25 protein-coding genes, 1 tRNA gene and 1 pseudogene are annotated in these 25683 nt (G+C 66.9%); 15 read left to right on the forward strand and 12 right to left on the reverse strand.

Annotated features, from left to right (window positions below):
* Positions 1-77: 77 nt before the first annotated feature.
* Positions 78-1661, reverse strand: a complete 1584-nt coding sequence (gene ilvA, locus CupriaWKF_RS18685) for a threonine ammonia-lyase, biosynthetic (protein WP_276102259.1) — start codon at positions 1659-1661, stop codon at positions 78-80.
* Positions 1662-2330: 669 nt separating this feature from the next.
* On the opposite strand from ilvA, the gene CupriaWKF_RS18690 reads away from it, so the two are divergent.
* Both CupriaWKF_RS18690 and CupriaWKF_RS18695 read left to right on the forward strand, forming a co-directional pair.
* Positions 2331-2702 carry a hypothetical protein gene (locus CupriaWKF_RS18690; protein WP_276102260.1) on the forward strand — a complete coding sequence of 124 codons (372 nt, stop codon included), beginning with the start codon at positions 2331-2333 and terminating at the stop codon, positions 2700-2702.
* Positions 2703-2792: 90 nt separating this feature from the next.
* A tRNA-Leu gene (locus CupriaWKF_RS18695) sits at positions 2793-2879 on the forward strand.
* Positions 2880-2990: 111 nt separating this feature from the next.
* Here the strand turns inward: CupriaWKF_RS18695 and CupriaWKF_RS18700 are convergent.
* Positions 2991-3566: a recombinase family protein gene (locus CupriaWKF_RS18700; RefSeq protein WP_276102261.1), complete on the reverse strand. Its 576-nt coding sequence runs from the start codon at positions 3564-3566 to the stop codon at positions 2991-2993.
* Between the two features lie 182 nt (positions 3567-3748).
* Here CupriaWKF_RS18700 and CupriaWKF_RS18705 point away from each other — a divergent pair, with 182 nt between their 5' ends.
* On the forward strand, positions 3749-4273 hold the full coding sequence (locus tag CupriaWKF_RS18705; RefSeq protein ID WP_276102263.1) for a hypothetical protein: 525 nt from the start codon (positions 3749-3751) through the stop codon (positions 4271-4273).
* 91 nt (positions 4274-4364) lie between these two features.
* Here CupriaWKF_RS18705 and CupriaWKF_RS18710 read toward each other — a convergent pair whose 3' ends face one another.
* Complete coding sequence (locus tag CupriaWKF_RS18710) at positions 4365-8432, reverse strand: CheR family methyltransferase (RefSeq protein ID WP_276102265.1); 4068 nt, start codon at positions 8430-8432, stop codon at positions 4365-4367.
* A gap of 379 nt (positions 8433-8811) precedes the next feature.
* Here CupriaWKF_RS18710 and CupriaWKF_RS18715 point away from each other — a divergent pair, with 379 nt between their 5' ends.
* Both CupriaWKF_RS18715 and CupriaWKF_RS18720 read left to right on the forward strand, forming a co-directional pair.
* The gene (locus tag CupriaWKF_RS18715) at positions 8812-9243 is read left to right on the forward strand and encodes a PRC-barrel domain-containing protein (RefSeq protein ID WP_276102266.1); all 432 of its coding nucleotides are present in this window, start codon (positions 8812-8814) and stop codon (positions 9241-9243) included.
* 162 nt (positions 9244-9405) lie between these two features.
* Positions 9406-9918 (forward strand): DUF4142 domain-containing protein, encoded by a 513-nt coding sequence (locus CupriaWKF_RS18720; protein ID WP_276102268.1) that lies wholly within the window; start codon positions 9406-9408, stop codon positions 9916-9918.
* A gap of 173 nt (positions 9919-10091) precedes the next feature.
* On the opposite strand, the gene CupriaWKF_RS18725 is transcribed toward CupriaWKF_RS18720, so the two are convergent.
* The 4 genes from CupriaWKF_RS18725 to CupriaWKF_RS18740 all read right to left on the reverse strand — a co-directional run bounded on the left by CupriaWKF_RS18725 (position 10092) and on the right by CupriaWKF_RS18740 (position 11953).
* Complete coding sequence (locus tag CupriaWKF_RS18725) at positions 10092-10301, reverse strand: DUF2188 domain-containing protein (RefSeq protein ID WP_276102269.1); 210 nt, start codon at positions 10299-10301, stop codon at positions 10092-10094.
* Positions 10302-10594: 293 nt separating this feature from the next.
* The gene (locus CupriaWKF_RS18730) at positions 10595-10852 is read right to left on the reverse strand and encodes a hypothetical protein (protein WP_276102270.1); all 258 of its coding nucleotides are present in this window, start codon (positions 10850-10852) and stop codon (positions 10595-10597) included.
* Positions 10853-10863: 11 nt separating this feature from the next.
* Positions 10864-11025 (reverse strand): hypothetical protein, encoded by a 162-nt coding sequence (locus CupriaWKF_RS18735; protein WP_276102271.1) that lies wholly within the window; start codon positions 11023-11025, stop codon positions 10864-10866.
* Between the two features lie 358 nt (positions 11026-11383).
* On the reverse strand, positions 11384-11953 hold the full coding sequence (locus CupriaWKF_RS18740) for a phasin family protein (protein ID WP_276102273.1): 570 nt from the start codon (positions 11951-11953) through the stop codon (positions 11384-11386).
* A 362-nt stretch (positions 11954-12315) separates the two neighbouring features.
* Here CupriaWKF_RS18740 and CupriaWKF_RS18745 point away from each other — a divergent pair, with 362 nt between their 5' ends.
* From CupriaWKF_RS18745 to mdcH, 8 genes are all read left to right on the forward strand, one after another.
* A complete protein-coding gene (locus CupriaWKF_RS18745; RefSeq protein WP_276102274.1) occupies positions 12316-13233 on the forward strand; it encodes a LysR substrate-binding domain-containing protein in 918 nt (305 codons plus the stop codon).
* Between the two features lie 109 nt (positions 13234-13342).
* Entirely contained in the window at positions 13343-15001 is a 1659-nt protein-coding gene (mdcA, locus tag CupriaWKF_RS18750) for a malonate decarboxylase subunit alpha (RefSeq protein ID WP_276102275.1), read from the forward strand.
* Positions 15001-15924, forward strand: a complete 924-nt coding sequence (locus CupriaWKF_RS18755) for a triphosphoribosyl-dephospho-CoA synthase (protein ID WP_276102276.1) — start codon at positions 15001-15003, stop codon at positions 15922-15924. Before mdcA ends, CupriaWKF_RS18755 begins: the two co-directional genes overlap by 1 nt.
* A gap of 9 nt (positions 15925-15933) precedes the next feature.
* Entirely contained in the window at positions 15934-16251 is a 318-nt protein-coding gene (locus CupriaWKF_RS18760) for a malonate decarboxylase subunit delta (RefSeq protein ID WP_276102277.1), read from the forward strand.
* Positions 16248-17108 (forward strand): biotin-independent malonate decarboxylase subunit beta, encoded by an 861-nt coding sequence (locus CupriaWKF_RS18765; RefSeq protein WP_276102278.1) that lies wholly within the window; start codon positions 16248-16250, stop codon positions 17106-17108. Before CupriaWKF_RS18760 ends, CupriaWKF_RS18765 begins: the two co-directional genes overlap by 4 nt.
* The gene (gene mdcE / locus CupriaWKF_RS18770) at positions 17105-17941 is read left to right on the forward strand and encodes a biotin-independent malonate decarboxylase subunit gamma (protein WP_276102279.1); all 837 of its coding nucleotides are present in this window, start codon (positions 17105-17107) and stop codon (positions 17939-17941) included. Before CupriaWKF_RS18765 ends, mdcE begins: the two co-directional genes overlap by 4 nt.
* Positions 17929-18573 carry a malonate decarboxylase holo-ACP synthase gene (locus CupriaWKF_RS18775; protein WP_276102280.1) on the forward strand — a complete coding sequence of 215 codons (645 nt, stop codon included), beginning with the start codon at positions 17929-17931 and terminating at the stop codon, positions 18571-18573. Before mdcE ends, CupriaWKF_RS18775 begins: the two co-directional genes overlap by 13 nt.
* Positions 18570-19502: a malonate decarboxylase subunit epsilon gene (gene mdcH, locus CupriaWKF_RS18780; RefSeq protein ID WP_276103316.1), complete on the forward strand. Its 933-nt coding sequence runs from the start codon at positions 18570-18572 to the stop codon at positions 19500-19502. Before CupriaWKF_RS18775 ends, mdcH begins: the two co-directional genes overlap by 4 nt.
* A 10-nt stretch (positions 19503-19512) precedes the next feature.
* Here the strand turns inward: mdcH and CupriaWKF_RS18785 are convergent, their stop codons facing one another.
* Positions 19513-20238, reverse strand: a complete 726-nt coding sequence (locus CupriaWKF_RS18785) for a Coq4 family protein (RefSeq protein WP_276102281.1) — start codon at positions 20236-20238, stop codon at positions 19513-19515.
* A 132-nt stretch (positions 20239-20370) separates the two neighbouring features.
* Between CupriaWKF_RS18785 and CupriaWKF_RS18790 the strand changes: the two genes are divergently transcribed.
* Positions 20371-20757, forward strand: a complete 387-nt coding sequence (locus CupriaWKF_RS18790) for a hypothetical protein (RefSeq protein ID WP_276102283.1) — start codon at positions 20371-20373, stop codon at positions 20755-20757.
* A 35-nt stretch (positions 20758-20792) separates the two neighbouring features.
* On the opposite strand, the gene CupriaWKF_RS18795 is transcribed toward CupriaWKF_RS18790, so the two are convergent.
* The gene (locus CupriaWKF_RS18795) at positions 20793-21755 is read right to left on the reverse strand and encodes an alpha/beta fold hydrolase (RefSeq protein ID WP_276102284.1); all 963 of its coding nucleotides are present in this window, start codon (positions 21753-21755) and stop codon (positions 20793-20795) included.
* Positions 21752-23293 (reverse strand): NAD(P)/FAD-dependent oxidoreductase, encoded by a 1542-nt coding sequence (locus CupriaWKF_RS18800; protein ID WP_276102286.1) that lies wholly within the window; start codon positions 23291-23293, stop codon positions 21752-21754. The genes CupriaWKF_RS18795 and CupriaWKF_RS18800 overlap by 4 nt, the downstream gene beginning before the upstream one ends.
* Before the next feature lie 82 nt (positions 23294-23375).
* On the opposite strand from CupriaWKF_RS18800, the gene CupriaWKF_RS18805 reads away from it, so the two are divergent.
* Positions 23376-24014, forward strand: a complete 639-nt coding sequence (locus CupriaWKF_RS18805; RefSeq protein ID WP_276102287.1) for a TetR/AcrR family transcriptional regulator — start codon at positions 23376-23378, stop codon at positions 24012-24014.
* Positions 24015-24062: 48 nt separating this feature from the next.
* Here CupriaWKF_RS18805 and CupriaWKF_RS18810 read toward each other — a convergent pair.
* Positions 24063-24578, reverse strand: a pseudogene (locus tag CupriaWKF_RS18810) (tripartite tricarboxylate transporter substrate-binding protein); the annotation flags it as partial.
* Between the two features lie 562 nt (positions 24579-25140).
* Positions 25141-25620: a PaaI family thioesterase gene (locus CupriaWKF_RS18815; protein ID WP_276102288.1), complete on the reverse strand. Its 480-nt coding sequence runs from the start codon at positions 25618-25620 to the stop codon at positions 25141-25143.
* Positions 25621-25683 lie beyond the last annotated feature (63 nt).

Raw genomic sequence — 25683 nt, forward strand, 5'->3', positions numbered from 1 at the left:
CGGTTGCAGCGGCGTAGTGGAAAGAGCGGGCAGTGTAACCGACGCCCGCACCTGCGGCGCCTGCCCGGTCCACAGGCTTACGCCAGGAACAGCCGGTAGGCCGGACTTGCGCTCTCGTCCCAGTGCGGATAGCCGAGTCCGGCCAGCACGCTGTCACAGGTCGGCCGTGCGGCCTCGGGTACCTGGATGCCGACCAGCACCGAGGCCGCATCGCCGCCATCGTTGCGATAGTGGAAGAGGCTGATGTTCCAGTCTTCCGGCAACGCGCGCAGGAAGGTCATCAGCGCACCGGGCCGCTCCGGGAACGCAAAGCGGAACAGGCGCTCGCCGCCAGCCAGCGCGGAACGCCCGCCCACCATATGCCGCAGGTGCTGCTTGGCCAGTTCATCGCCAGTGAGATTGACCGTGGCAAAACCCTGCGCGCTGAACGCGCCGGCGATCTGCGCGGACTCGGCCCGGTCACGGATGCGCATGCCGACGAACACATGCGCAGTATGTGCATCGGCAATGCGGTAGCTGAACTCGGTGATGCTGCGGGTGCCCGCCAGGTCGCAGAAGCGCAGGAAGCTGCCGCGCGCCTCGGGCATCGTCACCGCGAACACGGCCTCGCGCGCATCGCCGATCTCGGCACGCTCAGCGACAAAGCGCAAGCGTTCGAAGTTGATATTGGCGCCCGATGTCACGGCCACCAGCGTCCCGCCCTGCATGCCACGCTGTTGCGCGTATTGCTTGGCCGCGGCGACTGCCAGCGCGCCGGCGGGCTCCAGTACGCTGCGCGTGTCCTCGAACACGTCCTTGATGGCCGCGCATACGGCATCGGTGCTCACGGTCATGACATCGTCGAGATACTGGCGGCACAGGCGGAAGGTTTCTTCGCCGACCAGTTTCACTGCGGTGCCGTCCGAGAACAGGCCAACCTCATCGAGCTCCACGCGCCGGCCGGCACGCAGCGATTGCGCCATCGCGCACGAGTCCTGCGTCTGCACCCCGATCACGCGGACTTCCGGGCGCACCGCCTTGACGTAAGTGGCAACGCCGGCGGCAAGGCTGCCGCCGCCGATCGGTACGAAGATCGCATCCAGCGGCCCGCGATGGCGCGCGAGGATCTCCGCGCCCACGGTGCCCTGCCCCGCGATCACGTCCGGATCGTCGAAGGCCGGGATAAAGGTCAGGCCCAGCTCCTTCTGCAGGTGCATGGCGTGACGCCACGCATCGGTGTAGGACGCGCCCGCCTGGACCACCTCGACCGTGGGCCCGCCATGCGCGCGCACGGCATCGACCTTGACCTGCGGTGCCGTGGTCGGCACCACGATCACCGCGCGCACGCCCAGGTGCGCCGCCGACAGCGCCACGCCCTGCGCGTGGTTGCCCGCCGACGCGGTGATCACGCCTCGCTGCAGCGCCTGCGCATCCAGGTTTGCCATCCGGTTGTATGCGCCGCGGATCTTGAACGAGAACACCGGCTGGTTGTCTTCGCGCTTGAGCCAGATGGCGTTGCCGGTGCGCGCGGACAGGTTGTGCGCAAGCTCGAGCTCGGTTTCGCGCGCAACGTCGTAGACGCGTGCGTTCAGGATGCGCTTGAGATAGCTGTTCTGGTCGGGAACGCCTGGTGAAAAAACATCGCGATGTTCGTTGGCGGGCTCGACGGCGTGTACGGACATGACGGGACTCCTGTGCTGGATTCGTGCCCAGGAGGCGGAAACGAAAAACCCGCCTCAGGGGCGGGTTTTGCGGAAACTGATCTAAGGACGCGCGCTAACCCACCATTCCAGGAATGGTGATAATAATCAGCGCGATGTCGTTGTGACGGCGGTCCATAGACGAAAGCTTGTCGGACCCGGGGCGATTTGTCAATCTTGCGATCCGGCGAGTGACGAGGCGTGACGCGGTGAATGGCCCGCGGCTGAACGTGCGGGCCGGTCAGAGACTCAGGTAATGATGTTGAAGACCAGGCCCAGCGCAATCGCTGCGCCGATTGTTTCCACTGCTGCCAGCGCGATCAGGTTCTTCACAATGAAGGCGTCTTCCTGCTTGGTCACCATGTTGTAGTCTCCGTAGGAATCCATATCCGACCGGGAGGCGATGGGCCAACACCAACACTAAACACTTGCAGCCCGATCTTCCGTCCAGCCACGTCTTGTGCGCGATTCCAGTAGACTCCAATGCCACCGCCGGCGAAAGCTGGCACAAACCCGAATATTGCGACGTCGCGAATGGGCGGAAAGTAAGGTGTTGCCGCAGGACGCTCGGCTTCAGTAAATTGCCGGAAGAACCGTAACTGTATAAGGCAGGCCCTGGCCTTTGTTTGCATCTTTTCCGAATTGACCGGCATGGAACCCATCTCATTTGAATTCGTCTCCGTGGAGGAAGCGAAGCAGATCCTGGACGGCGCACCACCCGCGCAGGCCGAGCCGGACTGGCCCAGCCTGCGGCGACCCGTGCCGCCCGACACGATGTCACTGACCCCCACGGCAATACGCTGGCTGGCCGCGCTGCCGCCTGAAGCCCGGCCGCTGGAACTGTGCCGCCGCTTTCCGCGCATCGGCAACCAGCTCGCTGCGTTGTGGAGCCACCCCGACGGCATCCTTGCGTACCTGGAAGACCTGCTGATCGACAAGCGCGGAGGCCGCCAGGGTTTTCCGGACGGCATCGCACTGGAGCTCTCCCGGCTGCAGGAACACCTGCGGCCGCCCCAGTCCTAGCGCGATATGGGTCTTAGGGGGTCTCAGCGGAGTCTTGGCGGCGCATCGCTTGCATTCTGCGAATCCTCTGGTACAATGCGCAGCTCACTTGCCCAGGTGGCGGAATTGGTAGACGCACTAGGTTCAGGTCCTAGCGGTGGCAACACTGTGGAGGTTCGAGTCCTCTCCTGGGCACCAAGATTTGAAAAAGGCTTGCTTCGGCAAGCCTTTTTTCATTGGCGCACAGGAAACACCTATGGAAGCGTCAAACGCCAATGACGTGCGCGGAGGGCAGAACCCGCGCGGTACTCATGACCAGCCGTCACGGATCCGCATGATGGTCTGGCGCGACACGCGCAGCGTACGGGCCAGTTCGCTGATCGGTGTGCCGACGCGAATCGCGGCACGGATTTCCTCGTGCGTGTGAGGCTCGAGCAAAGGCTTGCGGCCCAGCCGGGCACCGCGACTGACGGCTTCCTGCGCGCTCTGCTTCATGCGCGCGCTGCGCCCTTGCCGCTCCAGCCCGTCAACCGCTTGCAGCGTCCGCAGCACTGCGGAGCCGGGTGCACTCAGGTCTTCATCACCCACTTCCACGCAATGTACCCGGACGCCCAACTCATGGCAGCGCTGCGCCGTGGCAATGACGTCGCGCAGATTGCAGCCCAGGCTCGCGAGCGTCGCGGTCACGATAGTGTCTCCGGCGCGCAAGCGCTGCAGTAGCTGCAGGAATGCGGGCCGCTGCACGGCCGGGCCCGTCCCGGATGCGCGCTCCCACCAGGCGTTGCCGATATTGACCACGTAACCCGCGGCATCGAGCGCCATGCATTCGCTTTCGAATTCGCCAAGGCTGCCTGCCTGGTTCGTATAGAGATACACGGACGGCATTTGATCTCCTTGCCGCTTCCGGGCGGCACGCTACTGTCCGGAATCGTAGCATTCCTGACAGCTCGCTGATATGCCGGCGCCGATAACCTTCCTTACCATCTCTTCATCGAGCAGAAATAAATACAAGGCCCCTTTGCACCCATGCATGCGGGCCAACTGCCACTGGAGACAGAAAAGTGCCGATGACGACGCAACAGTACTACAACCATATCGTCGAAGGTTCCGCGACATTGCTGTCCGACGATACCTGGCAAGGGGCAGGTAGCGTGGTGCAAGCAGGCGCTGTGCTTGTGCAGTCGGGCACCCTGGGCCTCTTCCGGACCCGTGAACGCGCCCAGGCCCAGGGGCTGGCGTGGGCGAAGAGCTGGATCGACACGCACTCCGACTCGCCAGCCGCCTCGCCCGCTCCTTCCGGCAGCGACCATTCCGGTACGCCGGAGCCGAAAGCCACCCCCAGCACGCGCACAGCCCCAGACTGTGCGGCCAGGCAACTACTGGACATCGAAAGACATATCTGCGAAGTGCGCGGCAACCTCCGCAGGCAAATTCGTTTCGCGCGACAGCTTCGCGCGGATGGCCTGCCGACGGAGTTCACCGAGATGCTATTGCACACCTTGTGCCAGACCGTGACGTCGTTGCGCAAGCAGCGCAACCGTCTGCGGCAGCAGCTTGCCACCGCTTCGCGGTCCCGGCCGCGAAGCCGCTAGGCAGGGCGGCAGGGAGAGGAAAACAGATCGAGGCGTGGAACCAGCCCGAAGAGACCCGAAGTGCGGGCTGGTTCCAGACGCCGTGACAGCTTCAGCCCTTGCGAAGCCGCATCAGCGTGGTCAGCAAGGTGTCCAGCACGATGGGCTTGGACACATGGGCATCAAAGCCCGCTTGCAGCGCCGCGTCGACGTCGCGCTGTTGCCCGTAGCCGCTGAGCGCGACTGCGGTCAGGTTTGCCAGGCCAGAAAGCTGGCGGGCTGCTCGCAGAAGTTCGTAGCCGTCCATGCCGGGCATGCCGAGATCGGACAGCAGCAGGTCCGGCGGATTCGACTCCATTTCCCTGAGCGCCGCCTGGGCGTCCGTGGCAACCTGGACAACGGCGCCTTCCGATTCGAGCAGCATCCGGAACGTCTCGACCGTGGGCGCATCGTCGTCCACGAGCATCACGCGCATGCCGCGCAGCAATGACGCGGTCACCGGCGCCTCGCCATCGTCGGGTCGCAGGCTGGCACCTGCCGGCAACGCTACGGTAAAAGTGGCACCAAGGCCAACGCCGGCGGAATCCGCGCTGACCGTGCCGCCATGCAGTGTCACCAGTTCCTTGACCAGCGACAGCCCGATGCCAAGACCGGATTGCCGGCCGCGCGGGCCGCCCCCCTGGTGGAACATGTCAAAGATATGGGGCAACGCCTGCGGCTCGATGCCATGACCGCTGTCCCGCACGATGAGCCTGGCGCGCTCGCCCTCGTTCTCCAGCTTGACGTCGACCTTGCCGCCGTCACGCGTGAACTTGAGCGCATTGCTGATCAGGTTCCAGACCACCTGCTCGATGCGCGTGACATCCGCATGGATCCACACAGGCGTCTTGGGCAGTTCGCAGTGCAGCGTCAGGTGCTTGCGCGCCGCGTCATCGGACACGGCCTCGCACACGCGCTGCACGACTTCGCGCCAGTCCAGCGCCTCCCGCGTGAGCGAGAGCTTGCCGGTGCGCACGCGCGACATATCGAGCAGGTCGTCGATGATCTGCGCCTGGTTCTGCACCGTGCGCTGGATCGTCGCCGTGGCACGCGCAATCAGCGGATTGCGCCGGGCCTCCGTCGAGCGCGAGATCAGTTCGCTGCTCGCGCTGATCAGGTTCAGGGGGTGCTTGAGCTCGTGCGAAACCACGGCCAGGAATTCGTCGCGCCGCGCCTGGTCTTCGTCGTGCCGCCAGGCCGACTCATTGCGCGGCGCGCCCTGCGGCAGCGCCTCGTCGAGGTCACGCGCGATCTTGGCGTAACCGCTGATGCCGCCGCCTTCCAGCCGCGACAGCACGCCGCTGGAGCGAAAGCGCGTGCCGTCCTTGCGCACGTGCCAGCGGTCTTCCTCGACACGCCCGTACTTGCGGGCCTGCGCCATTTCCTCTGCCGGCACGCGTTCTTCACGGTCCCCGGGCGTGTACAGGACATCAGCCGCCCTGCCCAGCATCTCCGCCTCGTCGTAGCCGAAGATGCGCTGCGCGCCGACATTCCAGCTCGTGACGCGACCGTCGTCGTCGAACGTGATGATGGCGTAGTCGCGCGTGCTTTCCGCGACGATGCGCATGCGCTGCTCGCCATCGCGAAGACGCTCCTCCGCGGCACGGCGAGACGTGATGTCGATGAACGACAGCACGGCGCCGTCGATACGGTCCTCGGTGGTCCGGTAGGGCAGAAAACGCGCCAGATACCAGCGGCCGTCGCTGCTGCGCACCTCGCGCTCGATCAGCCGCAGCGAATCGAAGGCTTCGGCGGCATCGTCCGACAGCTTGTCGTACTCGAGCCGGTGCGTAATGTCGAGCAACGACCGTCCGATATCCGACGGGATGATGCTGAACACATCCGTGGCCCGAGGCGTATAGCGCTTGATGCGGATATTGCGGTCCACGAAGATCGTGCCGATGTCGTTGACCGTGATCAGGTTCTGCAGGTCGTCGTTGATCTTGCTGGTTTCCTCGACCTTCGACTTGAGCTCGGCATTGACGGTCGTAAGCTCCTCGTTGATCGATTGCAGCTCTTCCTTGCTGGTCTCGAGTTCTTCCGTGGCGGAACGCAGTTCCTCGTTAATGGCCTGCAGTTCCTCGTTCGACGCCTTGAGTTCCTCGGTCGAGGTCTCCGACTGCTCGATCGTGGCCTGCAGCTGCTCCTTGGTACGCTGCAGCTCGCTTTCCAGCTGGCTGACCATCGGGTCGCGCTGCGGCTTTGACGCGGTGGCGTCCGCCTCGGCCATGCTGTCCTCGACCTCATCGAACAGGATCAGCACGAAGTCCGCGTTGGCTTCGACATCATGGACGGGCCGCGCGATCATGTTCACGTAGAAGGACCGGCCATCGCGCTGGAGTTGCACGCGGCGCGCTTCCACGCTGTGGTTCGCCTGCAGGGCCTGGAAGATCGCGGTACGCAGCTCCAGCCTCAACTCCGGGCGCACCGCCGCGATGATGTTGTGCGACGGTTCACCGCCCGCATACTGCAGGAAACGGCCGGCACGGTCCGACAGGTGAACGATGTTCGACTCGCGGCTGACCAGCACGCTGGGCGGCGCATGCTGCTCGATCACGCGCTGGTGCAGGTCGCCGAACGAGAACTTGCGCCGCCCCGCGTAAGGCGCGACCATCATCGGCAGGCTGGAGACCATGGTCGCCGGCGCCTGCGGCATGGGCGCTTCGGCGCGCACCGCCACGTTGGCGCGATAGATCCGAGCCTTCTTGTCGACCACGCTGAACAGGTTGCCGACGCTGTCCGCGGCCTCCGAACCGCCCAGGAAAAGGTAGCCGCCCGGGCGCAACGCAAAATGGAAGGTGCGCAGCACCTCGAGCTGGGCCTCCCGGTCGAGGTAGATCAGCATGTTGCGGCAGCACACCATGTCCAGCCGCGAGAATGGCGGATCGCGCAACACATTGTGCAACGCGAACAGTACATGCTCGCGCAGCTCCTTCTTGACCCGGTAGTGCCCGGCATCCCGCGCCAGGAACTGGCGCATGCGGCCGGCATCGACGTCGGCAAGGATGGATTCCGGATACAGCCCGGAACGTGCCACTGCGATAGCCCGCTCATCGATGTCGGTCGCGAAGACCTGGTACGGCACGGCTTCCCCCGCGTCTGCGCTCGCCTCCTGCAGCAGCATGGCGAGCGAGTAGGCTTCCTCGCCGGTGGCGCAACCCGCGCTCCAGACGCGAATCGGATCGCCCTCGGCACGCTGGCGCTCGATGATCTGCGGCAGCACCTCCATACGCAGCGCATCGAAGGCCTCGCGGTCGCGGAAGAAATTGGTCACGCTGATCAGCATGTCCTGCAGCAGCAGCGGCGTTTCGTCGGGATTCGCGTGCAGGAAGTCGCGGTACTCGGCAAGCTCGCTGAGCCCGTTCACCTGCATGCGCCGCTCGATGCGGCGCAGGACGGTGGCGCGCTTGTACTGGCGGAAGTCATGCGAGGTGCGCGTGCGCAGGATCACCATGATCTCGCGCAGGACGTGCTCGGTATCGGGGGCAGCCGCCGCCACGCTGTCGCCCGAGCCCTCATCCGACGTCAAGTGGATGCGGTTGACGTTGGACCAGAACTCCATGAGCTTCTGCGGCATCTCCGGTACCGGCAGGATGATGTCGACGTGCCCGGTACTGACTGCCGCACGCGGCATGCTGGGAAACGCCGCATCCTCGGGCTGCTGCGCCAGCACGATGCCCCCCAGCTCCTTCACGCGCGTGATGCCGACCGATCCATCGGCCCCCGCTCCCGACAGCACGATGGCCGCGGCACGTTCGTGATGGGCCTCGGCCAGCGAACGGAAGAACAGGTCGATGGCGGCGCGGCGGCTGCCTTGCTGCGCTTCCGATTCGACGCGGAGGTAGCCATCGACCATCAACAACGTCTTGGACGGCGCAATGATGTAAACATTGTTGGGTTCGATGGCCGTGACGTCGCTCACTTGCAATACCGGCATCGAAGTCACGGCGCCGATCATTGCGGGCAGATGGCTCGCGTGATCGGGAGCGAGGTGTACCACGATCACGTAGGCCGCGCCGGTGCGCCCCGGCAAGGCCTCGAAAAATGTCTTGAGCGCTTCGATGCCGCCGGCCGACGCACCAATGCCGACAACGGGAAAGGAAAGCTGGCTTGGAAGCGACTTCACTTCGGAAGGTGCCATTGGTGCGTGAGTTCTTGCTGAAAATGGTGGGTAGAAGGAAATATTACTACGCTGATCCCTCGCCGGCGCATCCCGCGTGGCACCGCCAGCGCGGTGAAGCGGGACGCGGCATGGCGTGGCGCCAAAGAGCCTTGGCGCGGCAGCGAGGCAGGCGCGCGGGCCGCACTGCGCGACACGCCGCACCATTTCCCCCATTTTCCGCATTTCCCGCCTTGGCATTGATACGCGGCTGCGGCGTCATTACCGGCGGTTGTAGTTTCTTCCGCTCACACCAGCATGCCGGACGCCTGCGCACCGCATCGCGATGTCAAACCGGTGGCATGGCAGGCGGGCATGCGGGTTGCTCCACGAATGCACCTGCAACCGTACGGAGACTGCAATGGATCCCAATCTCACCTCGAATCAGGGCGCCGCCATCGTTGGCAGCGGTATCGGCGAAGGCCCCGGCCCCGAAGTCATGGCGGCATCGAGCCTGGACGACACCAAGGTCTATTCGTCCGACGACCAGCACGTCGGCGAGATCAAGGAGATCATGATCGACGTCCCGCGCGGCCGGGTGGCCTACGCGGTCCTCACGACTGGCGGGTTCCTCGGCATGGGCGATACGCTGCACGCGATCCCGTGGGGGGCGCTGGTCATGGACACGGACGCGAAATGCTTCCGCCTGGGCCTGACCGCAGACCGCATCAAGAACGCGCCGGGCTTCAACAAGAACAGCTGGCCCAGCATGGCCGACCCGCAATGGGCGACCGAAGTGCATCGCTACTACGAGCGCGAGCCGTACTGGATTGGCAATCCGCCGCTGTTGTGAGCCCTGTTGACGGCATGCCTGGCGTTGCACCCGGGGCCGTGGCGGGCGCCATGGGCCCTGGCTGCGATGCCAGGCACCGCGGCATCGCCACGGCGCGGCGGCCAGGGGCATGAAGCTTGCACAGGCATTGCATCCCGCCCGATGGCACTACAGGAGCTTGCCGTGACCGCTACCCGTTTCCCAGGACATCTCGCCGCCGCCATGGTGTTCTTCGTCGTCATCCCCGCACACGCCGCGCCATCTGCGTCCGACACCGAATTCATGAAGAAAGCCGCCCAGGCCGGGACCATGGAGATCGATGCCAGCAGGCTGGCCCAGCAGAAGGCCAATGACAGTTCAGTCAAGGACTTTGCGGCCCGGATGATAAAGGACCATCAGGCCGCGGCGGATGAACTCAAGCAGCTTGCCAGCCGCAAGCAGGTGGCGCTCCCGGCGGCGCCGGACACCTCGGACAGCGCAACGCTGGACGCGCTCAAGGGCCTGAACGGCGCGGCATTCGACCGCCGCTATACGGACAGCGTTGGCGTACAGGCGCACATGCAAGCCGTGGAGTTGTTCCGCCGGGCTTCCCAGACCGCTACCGATAGCGACGTCAAGTCCTTCGCGACAAAGACGCTGCCGACCCTCGAACACCACCTCGACATGGCGCGCAACCTGGCGGCGAAAAGCAAGTGAACGCGTGAGCAGCGCCCCGGTGCGCCATGGCCCCCCGGTGCGCCATGGCCATGTCCGGTCCGCGCGCCGGGTCATCTTCCGGATCAGCTCCCTGCTTCCTCTTCCGTGTAGTGGCTGACGTACTCGTCAGCACCGTGTAGCAGGGTGCGCCGAAGCGGCGGAATCCGACGCCGCTAATGAATCGACTCCGTGCCGGTACATTCGTCGCCAAGTCCCTCGATCAGCAGTACCGACTCGTTCTGCAGCGCGAGCCGGACGCCGGCAGCAATCGCAGCACTCCGGCATGCGAAGGTTTCGGTCTTCATGGTCTTGCCATCGTCCATCATGGCGACTGCCCACATCATGCCCGTCATCGGGATCACCTTTACGACACCGTCCGCCATCTTCAACTCCTCGGATGAAGCCACCCTCGCCTGGCCGGGCTGCCGCTATGCGGCCCTTCTGTAAGCGGATGATTGCTTGCCGCTGGCACCGGCTTCTGCAGCTGACTATTGCCGTGCATGCTCCATGCCACCGCTGCACGGGCATCCGGAGCGAGGCATGTCGGCCGCCCAATACCCCGTGCGGGCGGCACGCAAGAATGGTTGGCAAGGCCTGAAAGAATTACTGTGGTGCCGCGCAGCGAAAGCGGTCAGCGATCAGCGGCCATACGGGCGTGCGGGCGTGCGGCGCCAGCTCAGACCTGGCGCTTCTCGACTTCGGGGGCGTTCAGCGTGTAGGCTCGCCACGCGCCGATTGTCCAGCGCGTCCAGTGCTCGGGGGCAAAGGCCATTTCGTCATAGCCAGGCAGCCGGCTGTAAAGGACATCGCGGAGTTCCGGCTCCGCCATGAAGGCGGCCCGGATGCGGTAGATCGCAAAAACGCGTGCAAGCAGCACCAGGCCCGTAATGGCAAGCGCAACGCACCAAAGCTCCAGCGAACTCATCGAACTCATGTCGTGCCTCGCTACGCCCTGCCGGGCCGCGTCGAACTCAAGCGAACCTCCAGCGCCGCCAGCGCACGCTCAAGACTCGCAAGCATCTCGGCGGCCTTCATGGACTCGGCGGCATCCGTCAGTCGCGCGGCACGCTGCTGTTGCAGATGGATCTCGGCCTTCAGTTCGTTCATGTAGCGATCCAGAATGACCAGTTCGCGAAATCTTCCTGGCGTCATGGCGGTATCCGGAGTTGGCAGCAGTTGATTGCATGCTATGAAAACCAAGGGGAATCGTCATGGGCGGCTTTATGTTCGGAATGCAAAGATTTCGGACATCACAAAGCTTGGGTCGTGCCTGGCGCTTGGCCGCCAAGCAGCGTCGATTCCCGATGGTTGCCCGCTTGAGAGATTGAGCGGGCTCTTTTTTGTTCTTTGATGAAGCCGGGATGAGGCAATGAGGGGGGCAATGATGATTGCCTGGGCCCCTACGGCCAAGCCGATTTACCATCCAGGTGCGCTAGAGGCCAAGGCACAGGTGCAAGATCCCTCGCTACCTCTTGGCGACCGCCCTTTCCGACTGCGAGTTCCCCTTATGCGCGGCGGCCGCGGCCGCCGCGGCAACGTTCGCCACCTGGCTCTCCGCCAGCTCCACCGCCTGTCTCGTCGACGCCTGCATCGATTCGCACAGCGTGATACCGGAAGCCATGGCCGCCTGCCATGCGTTCAGTGCGCCATCCGAGCCACCCGGTGCCGTCAGCGCGATCTTGTCGAAGATCTCTTGCCACGCGCGCTTGTTCGCTTCGAGTTGCGCAGCTGCCACCTTCTGAAACTCCTCTCGCGTGGCGGCCGCAATTTCCTGGACCTGCTGGAAGTACGCCCGCGCCTTTTCGGCCGCGGGTTCGGCCGCGGTGGCCTGCAGCGCAAACAGATCCTGCGGATTCCTGGCGGCAAGTGCCTGGCGCACCGCCTCCTGGCTGTCGACGATCGTCCCCTTCATGGTCTGCATGCCGAGTTCAGTGAGCTTCTGGCAGGCGTCCAGGGTCTTTGTCGTCATGCCGAACACGATATCCATGGCTGCTGCCTGTGCTGCATATACGGGCTGCAGATTGACTTCTGGCATGGTGGTCTCCTTGAGGATGAGTCGCCACGGACCTGGCTGGCGACTGGTTGACGAGGCCGATGGGGTCGGCTTGTGCGTCGTGGAAAGAACGAGACTAGTGAAGTTCCGCGCGAAGCGATAGCGGGAAGCTTAGTCCGAAAGAGCCCGTTTATGGACAGCCTATTTTCGAAGAGAAGGTTGACTTGTCGTATTTACTGACGCACGCTGCAACGCTTACCGCACTTCGCCCTGTTCGAAGAATGCGCTAAAGGCCGCATCGGGTGGCCCATGCGCCGCACCATCGCCTGCCTGTTCGCGGTCATTGTCACGCTGTGGGCCCGCGCACGGCTAAGATGAGGGGCCTCGTCCTCACTACGCCCCCAATGAGAATCCGCATCGGCGAAGAGATCACCTTCCGCAAGCTCGAAGCGCTGCTGGCGTTCATGGAATCCGGCAACCTGGCCAAGGCGGCCGAGATCCTGGAAACCAGCACGGTCAGCGTCCACCGCGCGCTGCACTCGCTCGAGGAAGGCACGAGTTGCGCGCTGTTCCGGCACGAAGGTCGCAACCTGATCCCGACCGATGCGGCCCATGTGCTGGCGGACACGGCCCGCGAAGTGCTCAAGGCCATGGCCGACGGCATCCGCGCGACGCGCGAGGCCGCCGGCTACCTGGCCGACCATCTCAAGATCGGCTCGCTGTATTCGCTGACGGCGCAGACGGTGCCGCGAATCGTCATCGACCTCAAGGCCCGGCGGCCGGACCTGCAGACCGAGCTCGTGCTGGGCTCGAACGCCGACCTGCTGCAGATGCTCAAGCAGGGCGCCACCGACGCCACCCTGATGGCCACGCCCGAGCCGGACCCCGAGATTGAATCCATCCCCCTGTTCGAAGACGAGATATTTTTCGCGGCGCCGGCCGACTCGCGCTACGCAGCGATGCCGGCCGTGGACCTGCGTACCTGCCGGGACGAGCCGTTCGTGTCGCTGAGCGAAGGGTTCGCCACCTCGCGCGGCTTTACCGAGGCGTTCCGGATCGCGGATTTCCAGCCCAATCTCGTCATGAAGGTCGGCGATATCTTTTCGCTGATGAACCTGGTCGGCGGCGGCGTCGGGTACACCCTGCTGCCCGGCCGCGTGAAGGGCGTTTCGCCGCGCAATGTGGCATTCGTGCCACTTGCCGCCGACTACGACTCCATCCGCCAGACCATCGGCCTGAGCTTCCTGCGCCGCCGCGAGCGCGACCCCAACCTGCTGGCGCTGGCAGCCGTCTGCCGCATGGCCATGCGCGAAGGACAGTAGCCCCCAGCTCGCTTTCGCCAAGCGTAACGATCCTGCCGCCCGCGTGATTGTTCCGCGGTCTCCGCCTGTTTATGGTTGACGCCATCAGACAGACCTAGCCGGAGACACGATGACCAGCACCACCCCGGGGCGTCAGTGGAATACCCGCAGAGAAGCCAAGGCGCGGCGCAAGCAGCAAGGCGCCGCTATCGCGCAGGGCAAGCGCATACCGACCGGCGACATCGTGGCCTTCCTGGAGGCCGTGCTGCTCCCGGGCGATCGCGTGGTGGTCGAAGGCAACAACCAGAAGCAGGCGGATTTCCTGTCGCGCTCGCTGGCGCAGGTCAGCCCCGGGCGCGTCAACGGCCTGCACATGATCATCCCGAGCGTCAGCCGCGTGGAGCATCTGGACCTGTTCGAGCGCGGCATCGCGCGCAAGCTCGACTTCTCGTATGCGGGCGCGCAGAGCATCCGGATCTCGCAGTTCCTGGAAGACGGCCTGCTTGAAGTCGGCGCGATCCACACCTACATCGAACTGTACGCGCGCCTGTATGTGGACCTGGTGCCCAACGTCGTGCTGATCGCCGGCTACAAGGCGGACCGCGACGGCAACCTCTACACCGGCCCGAGCACCGAGGATACGCCCGCGCTGGTGGAGGCCGCCGCGTTCCGCGACGGCCTCGTGATCGCGCAGGTCAACGAGATCGTCGACGACCCGGCCGGCCTGCCGCGCGTGGATGTGCCGGGCTCCTGGGTCGACTACGTGGTGCAGGCCGACCAGCCGTTCTTCTGCGAGCCGCTGTTCACGCGCGACCCGCGCCTGATCAAGCCCGTGCACGTGCTGATGGCGATGATGGCGATCCGCGGCATCTACGAACGCCACCAGGTGCAGTCGCTGAACCACGGCATCGGTTTCAACACGGCTGCCATCGAACTGATCCTGCCGACCTACGGCGAGTCGCTGGGGCTGAAGGGCAAGATCTGCAAGTACTGGACCCTTAACCCGCACCCCACGCTGATCCCGGCGATCGAGACCGGCTGGGTCGAAAGCGTGCACAGCTTCGGCAGCGAACTGGGCATGGAGCCATACGTCGCGGCGCGGCCCGATATCTTCTTCACCGGCGCGGACGGCTCGATGCGCTCGAACCGCGCGTTCTGCCAGCTTGCGGGCCAGTATGCGGTGGACCTCTTCATCGGCTCGACGCTGCAGATCGACGGCGACGGTCACTCGTCCACGGTGACCCGCGGCCGGCTGTCCGGCTTTGGCGGCGCGCCGAACATGGGCCACAACCCGGGGGGCCGCCGCCACCCCACGCCCGCGTGGCTCGACCTGATCGAGACCGACGATCCGCTCGCACGCGGCCGCAAGCTCGTGGTGCAGATGGTCGAGACCTTCCAGGCCGGCGGCAAGCCGACCTTCGTCGAATCGATGGACGCCGTGGACGTCGCGCGCGAAAGCGGCATGCCGCTGGCGCCGGTCATGATCTACGGCGACGACGTCACGCACGTGCTGACCGAGGAAGGCATCGCCTACCTCTACAAGGCGCAATCGCTCGAAGAGCGGCGCCGGATGATCGCCGCCGTGGCCGGCGTGACCCCGATCGGCCTGAAGCACGATCCCGCACAGACGCGCCGCATGCGCAGCGACGGCCTGATCGCGCTGCCCGAGGACCTTGGCGTGCAGCGCAGCCAGGCCACGCGCAGCCTGCTCGCGGCCAAGAGCATGGCCGACCTGGTTGAATGGTCTGGTGGCCTGTACGCGCCGCCGGCACGCTTCCGGAGCTGGTAATGGGCGGCGCAGCGGCAAGCACCATATGGGCCGGAAATAATGCGGCCCCTGCGATCGGTGGCCCGTCCACGCATGCGCAGTTGCTGGCCGGCCTGGCGGTCGACGCCATCGTCGAAGAAGCACGGTTGTCGCCCAAGCCCGGGCTGGTCGACAGCCGCGGCAGCGGCGCGCATGCCGACCTGACGCTGGCGCTGATGCTGCGCTCCGCGCAGGCGCTGGGGCCATCGTTCGCCTCCATGGCAATGGCCGGCGCGCGCGCGGCACGCGTCGGCTACGCGCTGCGCGAGCGGCTCGGCGCGCTCGGGCGTGAAGCCGAAGCAGCCATGCTGGCCGCCACCGGCGGCGTGAACACGCACCGCGGCGCCATCTGGTGCCTCGGCCTGCTGGTCGGCGCGGCCGCGCAGCTCGCAGCCGCCGGCGAGCGGGCCAGCGCCAGCGCGGTCAGCGATGCCGCCGGCGCCATTGCGCGGCTGGCTGACCGGCATCGCCCCGCCATCACCGGCAACAAGGGCGAGCTGGCCTGCCTGGCGTATGGCGTGGGCGGTGCCAGGGCGCAGGCGCGCGCGGGCTTTCCGCATGTCATGCGGCGCGCATTGCCGGTCCTGCAGCACAGCCGCGCGCGCGGCGACAGCGAATCCGCGGCCCGCCTGAACGCCTTGCTCGCGCTGATGAGCGGGCTGGACGATACCTGCGTGCTGGCCCGCACGGGCCGCGCGGGGCTGGCCTATATGCAGGCCGGTGCGCAGGCCGTACTGGCGGCGGGCGGCACCGGCACGGTCGCGGGACGGCGCCTGCTGCGCGAACTCGACGCCGGCATGCTGGCCCGGCGCGCATCGCCGGGCGGCGCGGCGGACCTGCTGGCCGCGACGATCTTCCTCGACCGGCTGGCACGGGTGTCCGGCTCCGGCACGGGGCAAATCTAGGAGACCTCCATGGAACAACTGCGTTTTGAATTTCCGGCGGGACCGCCTGCCGCGGCCCGCGTGCTCGTCGGCGTCGTGGGCTCGGGCGATCTCGAAGTCCTGGTCGAACCCGGCACCGGCGGCGTCACCACCGTGGATGTCACCACTTCCGTCAACGGCTACGCGCGCGTCTGGGACGCGCAGCTCGCGCGCGTGTTCGCGGCGGAACCGCGAGCATCCATGCAGATCCGCATTCATGATTTCGGCGCCACGCCAGGGGTGGTCGGCATGCGGCTGGCCGAAGCCTTCGAAGCGCTCGGTGCGCACGGACAACCGGAGCAGCCATGAGCACCGCATCCTTGCTGAACCGCGACAGCTTCATCGAACTGGGCGCGCGCGAACGTGCCCGCGCCCTGCTGGACGCCGGCACCTTCCGCGAGCTTGCGGGGCCGTTCGACGGCCTGCATTCGCCATGGCTTGCGCGCCAGGGCATCGTGCCGCAAAGCGATGACGGCGTGATCGTGGCAAAGGGGCAGATCGACGGGCAGCCAGCCGTGGTGCTCGCAATCGAGGGCGCCTTCCAGGGCGGCAGTCTCGGCGAGGTCGGCGGCGCCAAGCTTGCCGGCGCGCTGGAGCTGGCCGCCGAGGACAACCGGCGCGGCGTGCCGACACGCGCCGTGCTGCTGCTCGAAACCGGCGGCGTGCGGCTGCAGGAGGCCAACCTGGGGCTGGCGGCGATTGCCGACATCCACGCGGCCATCGTCGACCTGCGCCGCTACCAGCCAGTGGTCGGCGTCATCGCCGGGCAGGTCGGATGTTTCGGCGGCATGTCGATCGCCGCCGGTCTCTGTACGTCGCTGGTGATGACGCAGGAGGGTCGCCTAGGCCTGAACGGACCCGCCGTGATCGAACAGGAGGCCGGCATCGCGGAATACGATTCGCGCGACCGGCCGTTCATCTGGTCCTTTACCGGCGGGGCGCAGCGCGTGGCCACGGGTTTCGCTGACGTCTACGTCGCCGACGACTGCGCCGCCATGCGCGACGCCGTCGCACGCGAGCTTCGCGCCGCGGCAGCGGCCACGCCCCGCAGCGAGCGCTGCCGCGAAATGCTGGGCGTGCTGCAGGATTATGACGCCGGCACCCAGCCTACGCCGGCTGGCGTGCAGCGCCTCCTTGGCCGTTTCCATCGGGAGTCTGACGCATGAACACCACCGTACAAACCCTGCCGGAGCAGGACGTGAGCCGTGGCGCGCGCTGGATGCGTGCCCTGGCGCCAGCCGCGTCGTATCGCGATGGCTTCCCGCGCTCCGTGACGGTCGCCGATGGCGAACTGGCCGGCACGCCGGTCCGCTGGATCGCCGTGGTGCCCGATGCGCAGAACCGCTTCCCACGCGCGCGTAATGGCGAAGTCGGGCTGGTCGAGGGCTGGTCGCTGGCCCAGGCCGTACGCGAAGTGGTGGAAGCGGATCGCGATGCCGCGGCCAAGCGCGCCATCGTCGCGGTGGTCGATACGCCGAGCCAGGCCTATGGCCGGCGCGAGGAAGCACTGGGCATCCACCAGTCGCTGGCCGCCGCGGCCGCCGCGTATGCGCAGGCGCGCCTGGCCGGGCATCCGGTGGTGGCGCTGATCGTCGGTAAAGCCATGTCGGGCGCGTTCCTCGCGCATGGCTACCAGGCCAACCGCATCATCGCGCTGCGCGACAGCGGCGTGCTCGTGCACGCCATGGGCAAGGACGCCGCGGCGCGCATCACCATGCGCACGGTCGAGGACCTGGAGGCGCTGGCCGCCACCGTGCCGCCGATGGCCTACGACATCGAAAATTTCGCCACGCTCGGCATCCTGTGGCGGCTGATCGACGTGGCATCGGCCGACGCGCCTCAGCCCGCGGACATCCATCTCGCGCGCGATGCCATCCTGGCAGCACTCGCGGATATCGGGCGCGACAGTGCGCGTGACCTCTCCGGCCGGCAAAACGGCGAAAATCGCCAGGCGTCGCGCGCGGTGCGCGACTGCCTGCGGCGGCAATGGCAAGCCTGAGCACGGCCCGCCCGGCGCCGCACGACCTGCTCTGGCTGGCCGATCCCCGGCGCAGCCTGGCAGGCGTCGCACTGCCGGACTGGGTGTCGCTGGCTGCGCTGGCCACCACGCCGGTGGTCGTGCGCCGCGACGCATGTCGCGCAGATGCCATTCCAATCGGGCTGCGCGGCGCGGTGCGTGCCGAGCGCTTTGGCACCTGGATCGCGCCCGCAGATGTGGCACGCGTGGTCACACCGATGGACATCGCGGCTTCGCGCGCGTGGCGGCGCCCTGAACTCATGGCGCTCGCCGCCATCCGCTCGCTCGACGCGGCCGCCGATGCGCTCGACGCGCGGCACATTCGCTGGGGCGTGGGCGGGAGCGCCGGCTTCACGCTCGCCAGCGGCATCAATGTCCTCCATGCGCAAAGCGACCTCGACCTGCTCGTCTACGCGGACCGTCCGCTGCTGCAGGCCGATGCCGAACTGCTGGCCACGCTGCAGGACGCCGGACCAGCGCGGATCGACATCCAGGTCGACACACCGCAGGGCGGCTTCTCGTTCCTCGAATGGCGGCGCCAGCGCGGCAAGGTCCTGCTGAAGACCTCGCAAGGGCCGAGGATGTGCGCCAACCCATGGCAGCCGCTGCCATGAGCGTGCTGCTGACCTTCCCCGGCCAGGGCTCGCAGCGGGCCGGGATGCTCGCGGATCTTCCCAACCACCCGGCCGTTGCGGCCGTGCTCGCGGAAGCGGCCGATGTCCTGCAAATGCCCGCCGCCGGGATGGATACGCCAGCGCGCCTGCGCTCGACCATCTGGGTACAGCTTTGCCTGCTGACCGCAGGGGTCGCCATAGCACGCTGCCTGGCGGACGAAGGCCAACAGGCCGATGCTGTCGCCGGGCTTTCGATCGGCGCCTATGCAGCGGCCGTCACGGCCGGCGTACTGTCATTTGCCGACGCGTTGCGGATCGTCCGGCTGCGTGGCGAACTCATGGAGCGGGCTTATCCGCATGGCTACGGCATGACGGCAATCCTGGGGCTGGAGCGCACGCGCCTCGAACCGCTGGTGGCACAGGTCCATGCGCCGCAAAGCCCGGTCTATCTCGCGAACTTCAACGCGCCCGCGCAGATCGTGATCGCCGGCAGCATCGCGGCCATGGAAGCGGTATCGGCCCTGGCGCTGGCGGCGGGTGCGCAGGCGGCCAAACCTGTCGCGATCCATGTGCCTTCGCACTGCCCTCTGCTGGACGACGCTTCCGCCGGGCTGGCGCAAGCCATGGCGGCCGTTGCGCTGTCGCCGCCCCGCCTGCGCTACTTCAGCGCCAGCCTTGCGCGTGAATTGCGCGACCCGCGCCGCATCACCGACGACCTGGCCCGCAACATGGCGATCCCGGTGCGCTGGCACGAGACCATGCTGCTGGCCTGCGCCACCGGCGCACGCGTGGTGATCGAAGCGCCGCCGGGCGATGTGCTGACGCGGCTGGCGCAGCCGGTGTTTGCGGATGGCATCGTCATGGCCGCGGACAGGACGCGCGTGGATACGCTGGCCGCGATCATGCGGCGCGGCCGGCAAATGGAGTGAATCCGCCCGCTCAGGCGTGCCAGTCCTGCAGCGGATGGCAGGTCATGTACCGCGGCGCTTCGCCGATGCCTAGCCGGACACGCGCGGCGCCAAGGGGTTCGTGGAGCAGGGCCTCGTAATCCTCGGCCAGCAGCCACTTCGCCGCGCGGCCGAGGCGGTAGCCTTCCAGCACCGCACGCGCGAAGGCGAGGCTGCGGGTCACGCGCAGGCTCTTGAGCGACGCCGCCACCGCGATCAGCGCCCAGCCCAGGCCACCGGTCTGCGCATAGCTGAACGCCACCAGCGCGGCCTCGCCCAGGCTCTCGTCGGCGCGGTAGCCGGTCAGCACATGCCAGATGTCGTGGATATCTCGTGTGCGGCGGCCGAACCACATGTAGGCATCTTCCACCAGGGGCTCGCGGCCGAGGTTGGAAACCTCGGCCAGCCCGTCGGCGCTGTAGCCTGTGTGCCGCAGGAAGTCCCGGTACGCGGCGCCCACCGTGCCAGGCGCAAAGCTCGCCACGTAGGCCGGGTCGCACAGCCGCTCCGCCAGTTCGGTGCGCTGGTAGACGAGCCGGCGGCCGTCGGGCGTGCCCAGCAGGCGCGCGAAGTTCTTCGGCATGGACGGCCCGTTCAGCGCGCGCATGATCAGGAACACCTGCGTGGTGTCGTGCCCGTCCGCGAGCAGCTTGCGAATGGCGCTGAACGCGGTGGAGAAATCGCGCTTGTAGGGATCGGGGGCAATCGCGGCAGCCATCGGCGTCTTCCTTTCGAACGTGGTTCAAGGGCACGGACGGTCGGCGTGCCCCGGCCCGGCGTGGTGTCCGGACGGACCTGCGCTACACATTCTCATGTAGCATGCAGCGTCGCATCCACAAAGGGAAATTGCATGTCCGCAACCCGCATCCTCCTGCTCGCGGCCGTGGCGGTGCCATGGCTGGCAGCCTGCGCCACCGGCGCCAACGTGGAGTACCTCGAGGCCCAGGAAGCCAGGCTGATCCACTCCGACGCCAGTGTCGGCGACCTGACGCTGTGCCTGAAAAGCAGGCTCGGGGAAGCGGCCAATATCGTCGCCTACCCGGAACCGGGCAAGGTCGACGTGCGCATCGGTTCCGCCACCCGCGCCGACACGGCCTATTTCTACCTGGTCAGCCTGCGCCAGGCGCAGCAAGGCACGGATGTCGAGATCCGCAGTTCGGGCGAATGGCGCCCGACCATGAGCCCGAGCCGGGTCGCCGGCTGGGTGCAGGACTGCAAGCCAGGCACGGCGCACTGAGGCCGCGCGCGTGACCCGGTCGCCTGGCGTCCGGTTCATGCGGTCGCCGACTCGGCATCGCGCAGCCGCGCCGCGGCCTCGCGCACGAAATCCACGCAGGTGCCGGGCGCCGTGAGCGGCAGCATATGCCCGCCGGGCACCATGGCCAGCGTGGCGCCCTCCACCTTGGCGACGAACGCCTCGCCATTGGCCGCCGGATCGAGGATGCGGTCTTCGCGGCCGAAAAGAATGCTCACAGGCCGGCGCAGCTCCGCGTAGCGCGCGACCAGCGGCGCCAGGCTCGGCGCGCCGGCAACCAGGTCTTCCGACGCCGCCACGAAATGGCTCGGCCGCAAGGCCAGCATGCCGCCGCCGCGCATGGCAAAGTCCACGGGCACGGGATCCGGGCCGAAGACAATCTCGAGTACCTCGTCGCGCCGCAAGTCGGACATCGGCACCGCCAGCGTCCATGCCACGAACTGGCGCACCCAGTGCCGCCGCATCGCCAGCGGCCGGAATACCAGCGGAATCTCCTCGGCCGGATGCGTCAGCGGCGCGAGCAGCGCCAGCCCGCCGACCCGGTCCGGATGACCAATCGCCAGCGCCAGCGCAATGGCGCCGCCCAGCGAATGGCCGACCACGAGCGGACGCTCCAGGCCCAGCTTGTCGATCAGCGCCGCCAGCACATCAGCCTGCCCTGCCAGGTCCGCGCGCGCGCCGGGGCTGCGCACGGAATAGCCCGAGCCGGGCCGGTCCACCGCCACCACGCGGAAATCGCGCGCCAGCGGCTCGATCATGCCGTAGCCGAAATTGCCGAGCTGGCCCGAAAGACCATGCACCAGCAGCAGCGCCGGGCCCTGCCCGCGCTCCACCACATGCAGGCGCGCGCCAGGCACATCGACAAAGCGCCCGTCGGGCGGCAGCGCGGCCTCGACACGGCGCACCGTGCGCACGGTGTAGACGAACAGGCAGGCGAACAGCGCCGCCACCGCCAGAACCACGTAGAACAAGATCATCATGGCTGTACCTCGCCGCCGGACAGGCTTACCGGTGTTTCGCGCGGCGCCGGCGCGCCGTGCGGCATATCGAACCGGAGCACGCCGTCGGCAATGCGGCCGTGGCGGAGGGTGAGCATGTCCATGATGTAGTTCTGGTACACGCGCCACGGCCTGCGGTCGCCCTGCCGCGGCAGCACGCCGGCGGCGCGCTGCACATAGCCGGAGGTGAAGTCCAGGAAGGGTGCGGGCTGCACGGCCGCGTCGCGCCGCGGCATGGCCACGCGGTGTCCGCGCCGGTCCATGTACCGCAGCAGCCGGCACACGTACTCGGCGGTCAGGTCCGCCTTGAGCGTCCATGAGGCATTGGTGTAGCCGAAGGCCAGCACCAGGTTCGGCACGTCATTGAGCATCATGCCCTTGTATGCCATCAGTTCGGCCGGAACGCGGGGCTGCCCGTCGACGCTGACGGCGATGTCGCCAAGCATATTGAGCCTGAGACCCGTGGCCGTCACGATGATGTCCGCCGGCAGGATCTGCCCCGAGGCGAGCACGATGCCGCCTTCGGTAAAGCGCTCGATGGTATCGGTGACCACCGACGCGCGGCCGTCGCGGATCTCGCGGAACAGGTCGCCGTCGGGGACCAGGCACACGCGCTGGTCCCACGGCTTGTAGCGCGGCGTGAAGTGCCGGCCGACATCGAAGCCGGGCGCGAGCTGCGCGGCGGCCATGCCGACCATGCGCTGGCCGACCCGCTCCGGCCGGCGGCGCGCGAGCTGGAAAAAGAACATGCCGAGCAGCACGTTCTTCCAGCGCGTGGCCGCGTAGGCCAGCCGTTCCGGCAGCAGCCGGCGCAGCCTGGCGGCAATCGCGTCCTCGCCGGGACGGGTCACGACGTAGCTCGGCGAGCGCTGCAGCATGGTCACGTGCGCGGCGCTGGCGGCCATGGCCGGCACCATCGTGACGGCCGTCGCGCCGCTGCCGATCACCACCACGCGCTTGCCGGCGTAGTCGAGCGAGGCATCCCAGAACTGTGGATGCACGATGCGGCCACGGAAGGTTTCCTCACCGGGAAAGGCCGGCCGATGGCCCTGCGCATAGCTGTAGTAGCCGGCGCACACATACAGGAAGCGCGCGCGCCACTGCTGGTGGCTGCCGTCTCCGGCGCGCTCCACCGTGACCGTCCAGCACGCTTCCTGGCTATGCCATGCCGCGCTGATCACCTTGTGGCCGAAACGAATGTGCCGGGTAATGCCGGCTTCGTGAGCCGTCTCGCGGATATAGGACAGGATCGACGGGCCGTCGGCGATGGCTTTCGCGCCCTTCCATGGCTTGAAGCGGTAGCCGAGCGTGTACATGTCCGAATCCGACCGGATGCCCGGATAGCGGAACAGGTCCCAGGTGCCGCCGATGGCCTGCCGCGCTTCCAGGATGGCGTAGCGCTTGCCTGGACAGCGCTGCTGCAGCTGCCGCGCGGCGCCAATGCCGGACAGTCCGGCGCCAACGATCAGGACGTCGAGCAGCGTGTGTTCGGGTGCAGCTTCGGGTGCAGCAACGGTCATGGCGGATTTCCCGGATGCGGTCACTTCTGACACCATAGGTTGTCAGATGCCATCTGACAATAGGGAATGTCATAATGGTCCGATGATGATCGAGCCGACCGAGACACCCGAGACCTCCACCGCCCGTCGCCGCTACCGCGGTGCAGCAGCCGACGAGCGGCGCACCCAGCGCCGTTGCCAGCTGATCGCCGCGGCCATCCAGGTCTACGGCGAGCGCGGCTACCAGAACTCCACGGTCAAGGCGGTATGCGAGGCGGCCGGGCTGACCGAGCGCTACTTCTATGAATCCTTCGCCAACAGCGAAGCCTTGCTGGAGGCTTCGTTCCACGCCGTGACCGACCTGCTGCTGCAATCGATCGGACATGCGGCGCACGAGGCCGGACGCGGGCGCCAGCAGCGCGCGCTGGCCATGCTGCGTGCATACTTCGGCGCCTTGCAGCGCGAGCCACGCTCGGCACGGGTGTTCCTGGTGGAGATCCGCGGCGTCAGCAAGCGCGTGGACGAGGCGCTCGACGCGTCGCTGCGCGCATTCGGCGGCCTGCTCGCACAGGCATTGCTGCCGCCGGGACAGAGTGCGGACCCGTTGCTGCTGTCCGGCATTGCCGGCGGCGTCGTCCATATCGCGCTGCGCTGGATCCGCGACGGCTATGCACCGGACGTCGACACGGTGGCCGCCACCGCACTGCAGCTGGCGATGGTGCTGACGCGCAAGCCGGCCTGATCCGGCGGCCATCCCTGCCGGACAAAGCCCGAGCCGGCGCGCCGCCGTCTACTGCAACGGTATGCCGGTATCCTTGACCGCGCGAGCCCAGCGCTCGCGTTCGCTCGTGATGAAGCCGGCGAAGTGGGCCGGTGTATCGCCGCCGGGAATGCCGCCCAGTTCAGCGAGCTTGCTCCGGGTACCTGGCTCGGCGAGGATGCTCGCGACGTTCTTCTGCAAGAGATCGATGATCGCCGCCGGGGTGCCGGCCGGGGCAACCAGTCCAAACCATGCGGTCACCTGGAAGTCGTCGAGGCCGGCCTCTTTCATCGTCGGCACGTCGGGAAGCTCGGCCACGCGCGTGGCGCTGGTGACGGCGAGCGCCCGCAGCTTGCCTGCGCGGATATGCGGCAGCGAGCTTGGCAGGTTGTCCACCATCATGCTGACCTGTCCGGCAAGCAGGTCGGAGACGGCAGGCGCCGCGCCCTTGTAGGGCACATGCACGACATCGATGCCGGTACGCTTGCGAAACAGCTCGCCGGCAAGGTGCGGAGACTGGCCGGTGCCGGAGGATGCAAAGGACAGCGTCGAACTCTGAGAGAGTACGGCGGAGCCTGCCTTTGCTTTGGCTCTTCGCCGGATTGCGGGGAATGGGGAATGATGGGGTTGTAGGGCTTGGCGGGCGCTGCTGTTTCGCTTTGTGGGGGTGACTGGCTCAGCGTGCTTGGCAGGCGCCGCTGTTTCGCCGGCGTAGCCGGCGAGTCACTTTTTGTCCGAGCGACAAAAAGTAACCAAAAAGCGCGTTTACTTGCCCTGGCGGGCGAATATTGATCGTAGTGTGCTGCGGGTGTTGTACGGGGATGGGCTTCAGAGTCTGCCTGGCTGCCTGCCGCGTGGTGCGCGTCCATGGGCGGGATTAGGGCGCTGATTGAACGAGCCCCGAAACTGTCCGTGGTCCCTGCTGCTACCGACATCGTGTAATCGCCTTCGGCTGCGCTACGCGCAGAGCCCTAGTCTGAGCACCCAGGCCGCAGGCGAACCGCGCCCCAGCGAAGCAGAGAAACCGAACCGTTGGCACTGGCGACGATGATGCCCGTCGCAGAAAACCCCAACCCTTCCCCAATTCCCGCAATCCAGCGAAGAACCTTTACTTTCCCGCAGGCGCCAGTACCAGCAGCGTGGAAGTGCCATGGGCCAGGATCCGGCCGTCGGCGGCGAGTACCCGCGCCTCGGCGGTGATGATCTGCCGGCCCTGGCTGACCACGCGCCCCTCCGCGCGAACACGCCCCGTGTCCGCCTTGACCGGCCGGGAGAAGTTGCCCTTGGTTTCGACCGTGGTATAGCCGGTGCCGGGCGGCAGCAAGGTGTTGGCCGCGCAACCCGTGGCGCTGTCGATCAGGGTCAGGGCCCAGCCGCCATGGACTGTGCCCATCGGGTTGAACAGGTGTGCGCCGGGGTCGCCCTCGAATACGGCAAAGCCGTCGCCGACCTCGGTCAGCCAGAAACCCAGCACCTGCGAAATCGGCGGTTGCGGCAGGCGGCCGTCGATGATGGCCTGCAGGATGGTCTTGCCGCTCATTTCCGCGACCTCGGCGGGGGATGCTACGCCGTAGCGATGGCTTGTCATGGTTGTCTCCCGGTTTCCGGTTAAAGGGGCTAGGTTACAGGGAGATGCGGGAATGTGTTGGGG

Source organism: Cupriavidus sp. WKF15 (genome assembly GCF_029278605.1).
Classification (GTDB): Bacteria; Pseudomonadota; Gammaproteobacteria; order Burkholderiales; family Burkholderiaceae; genus Cupriavidus.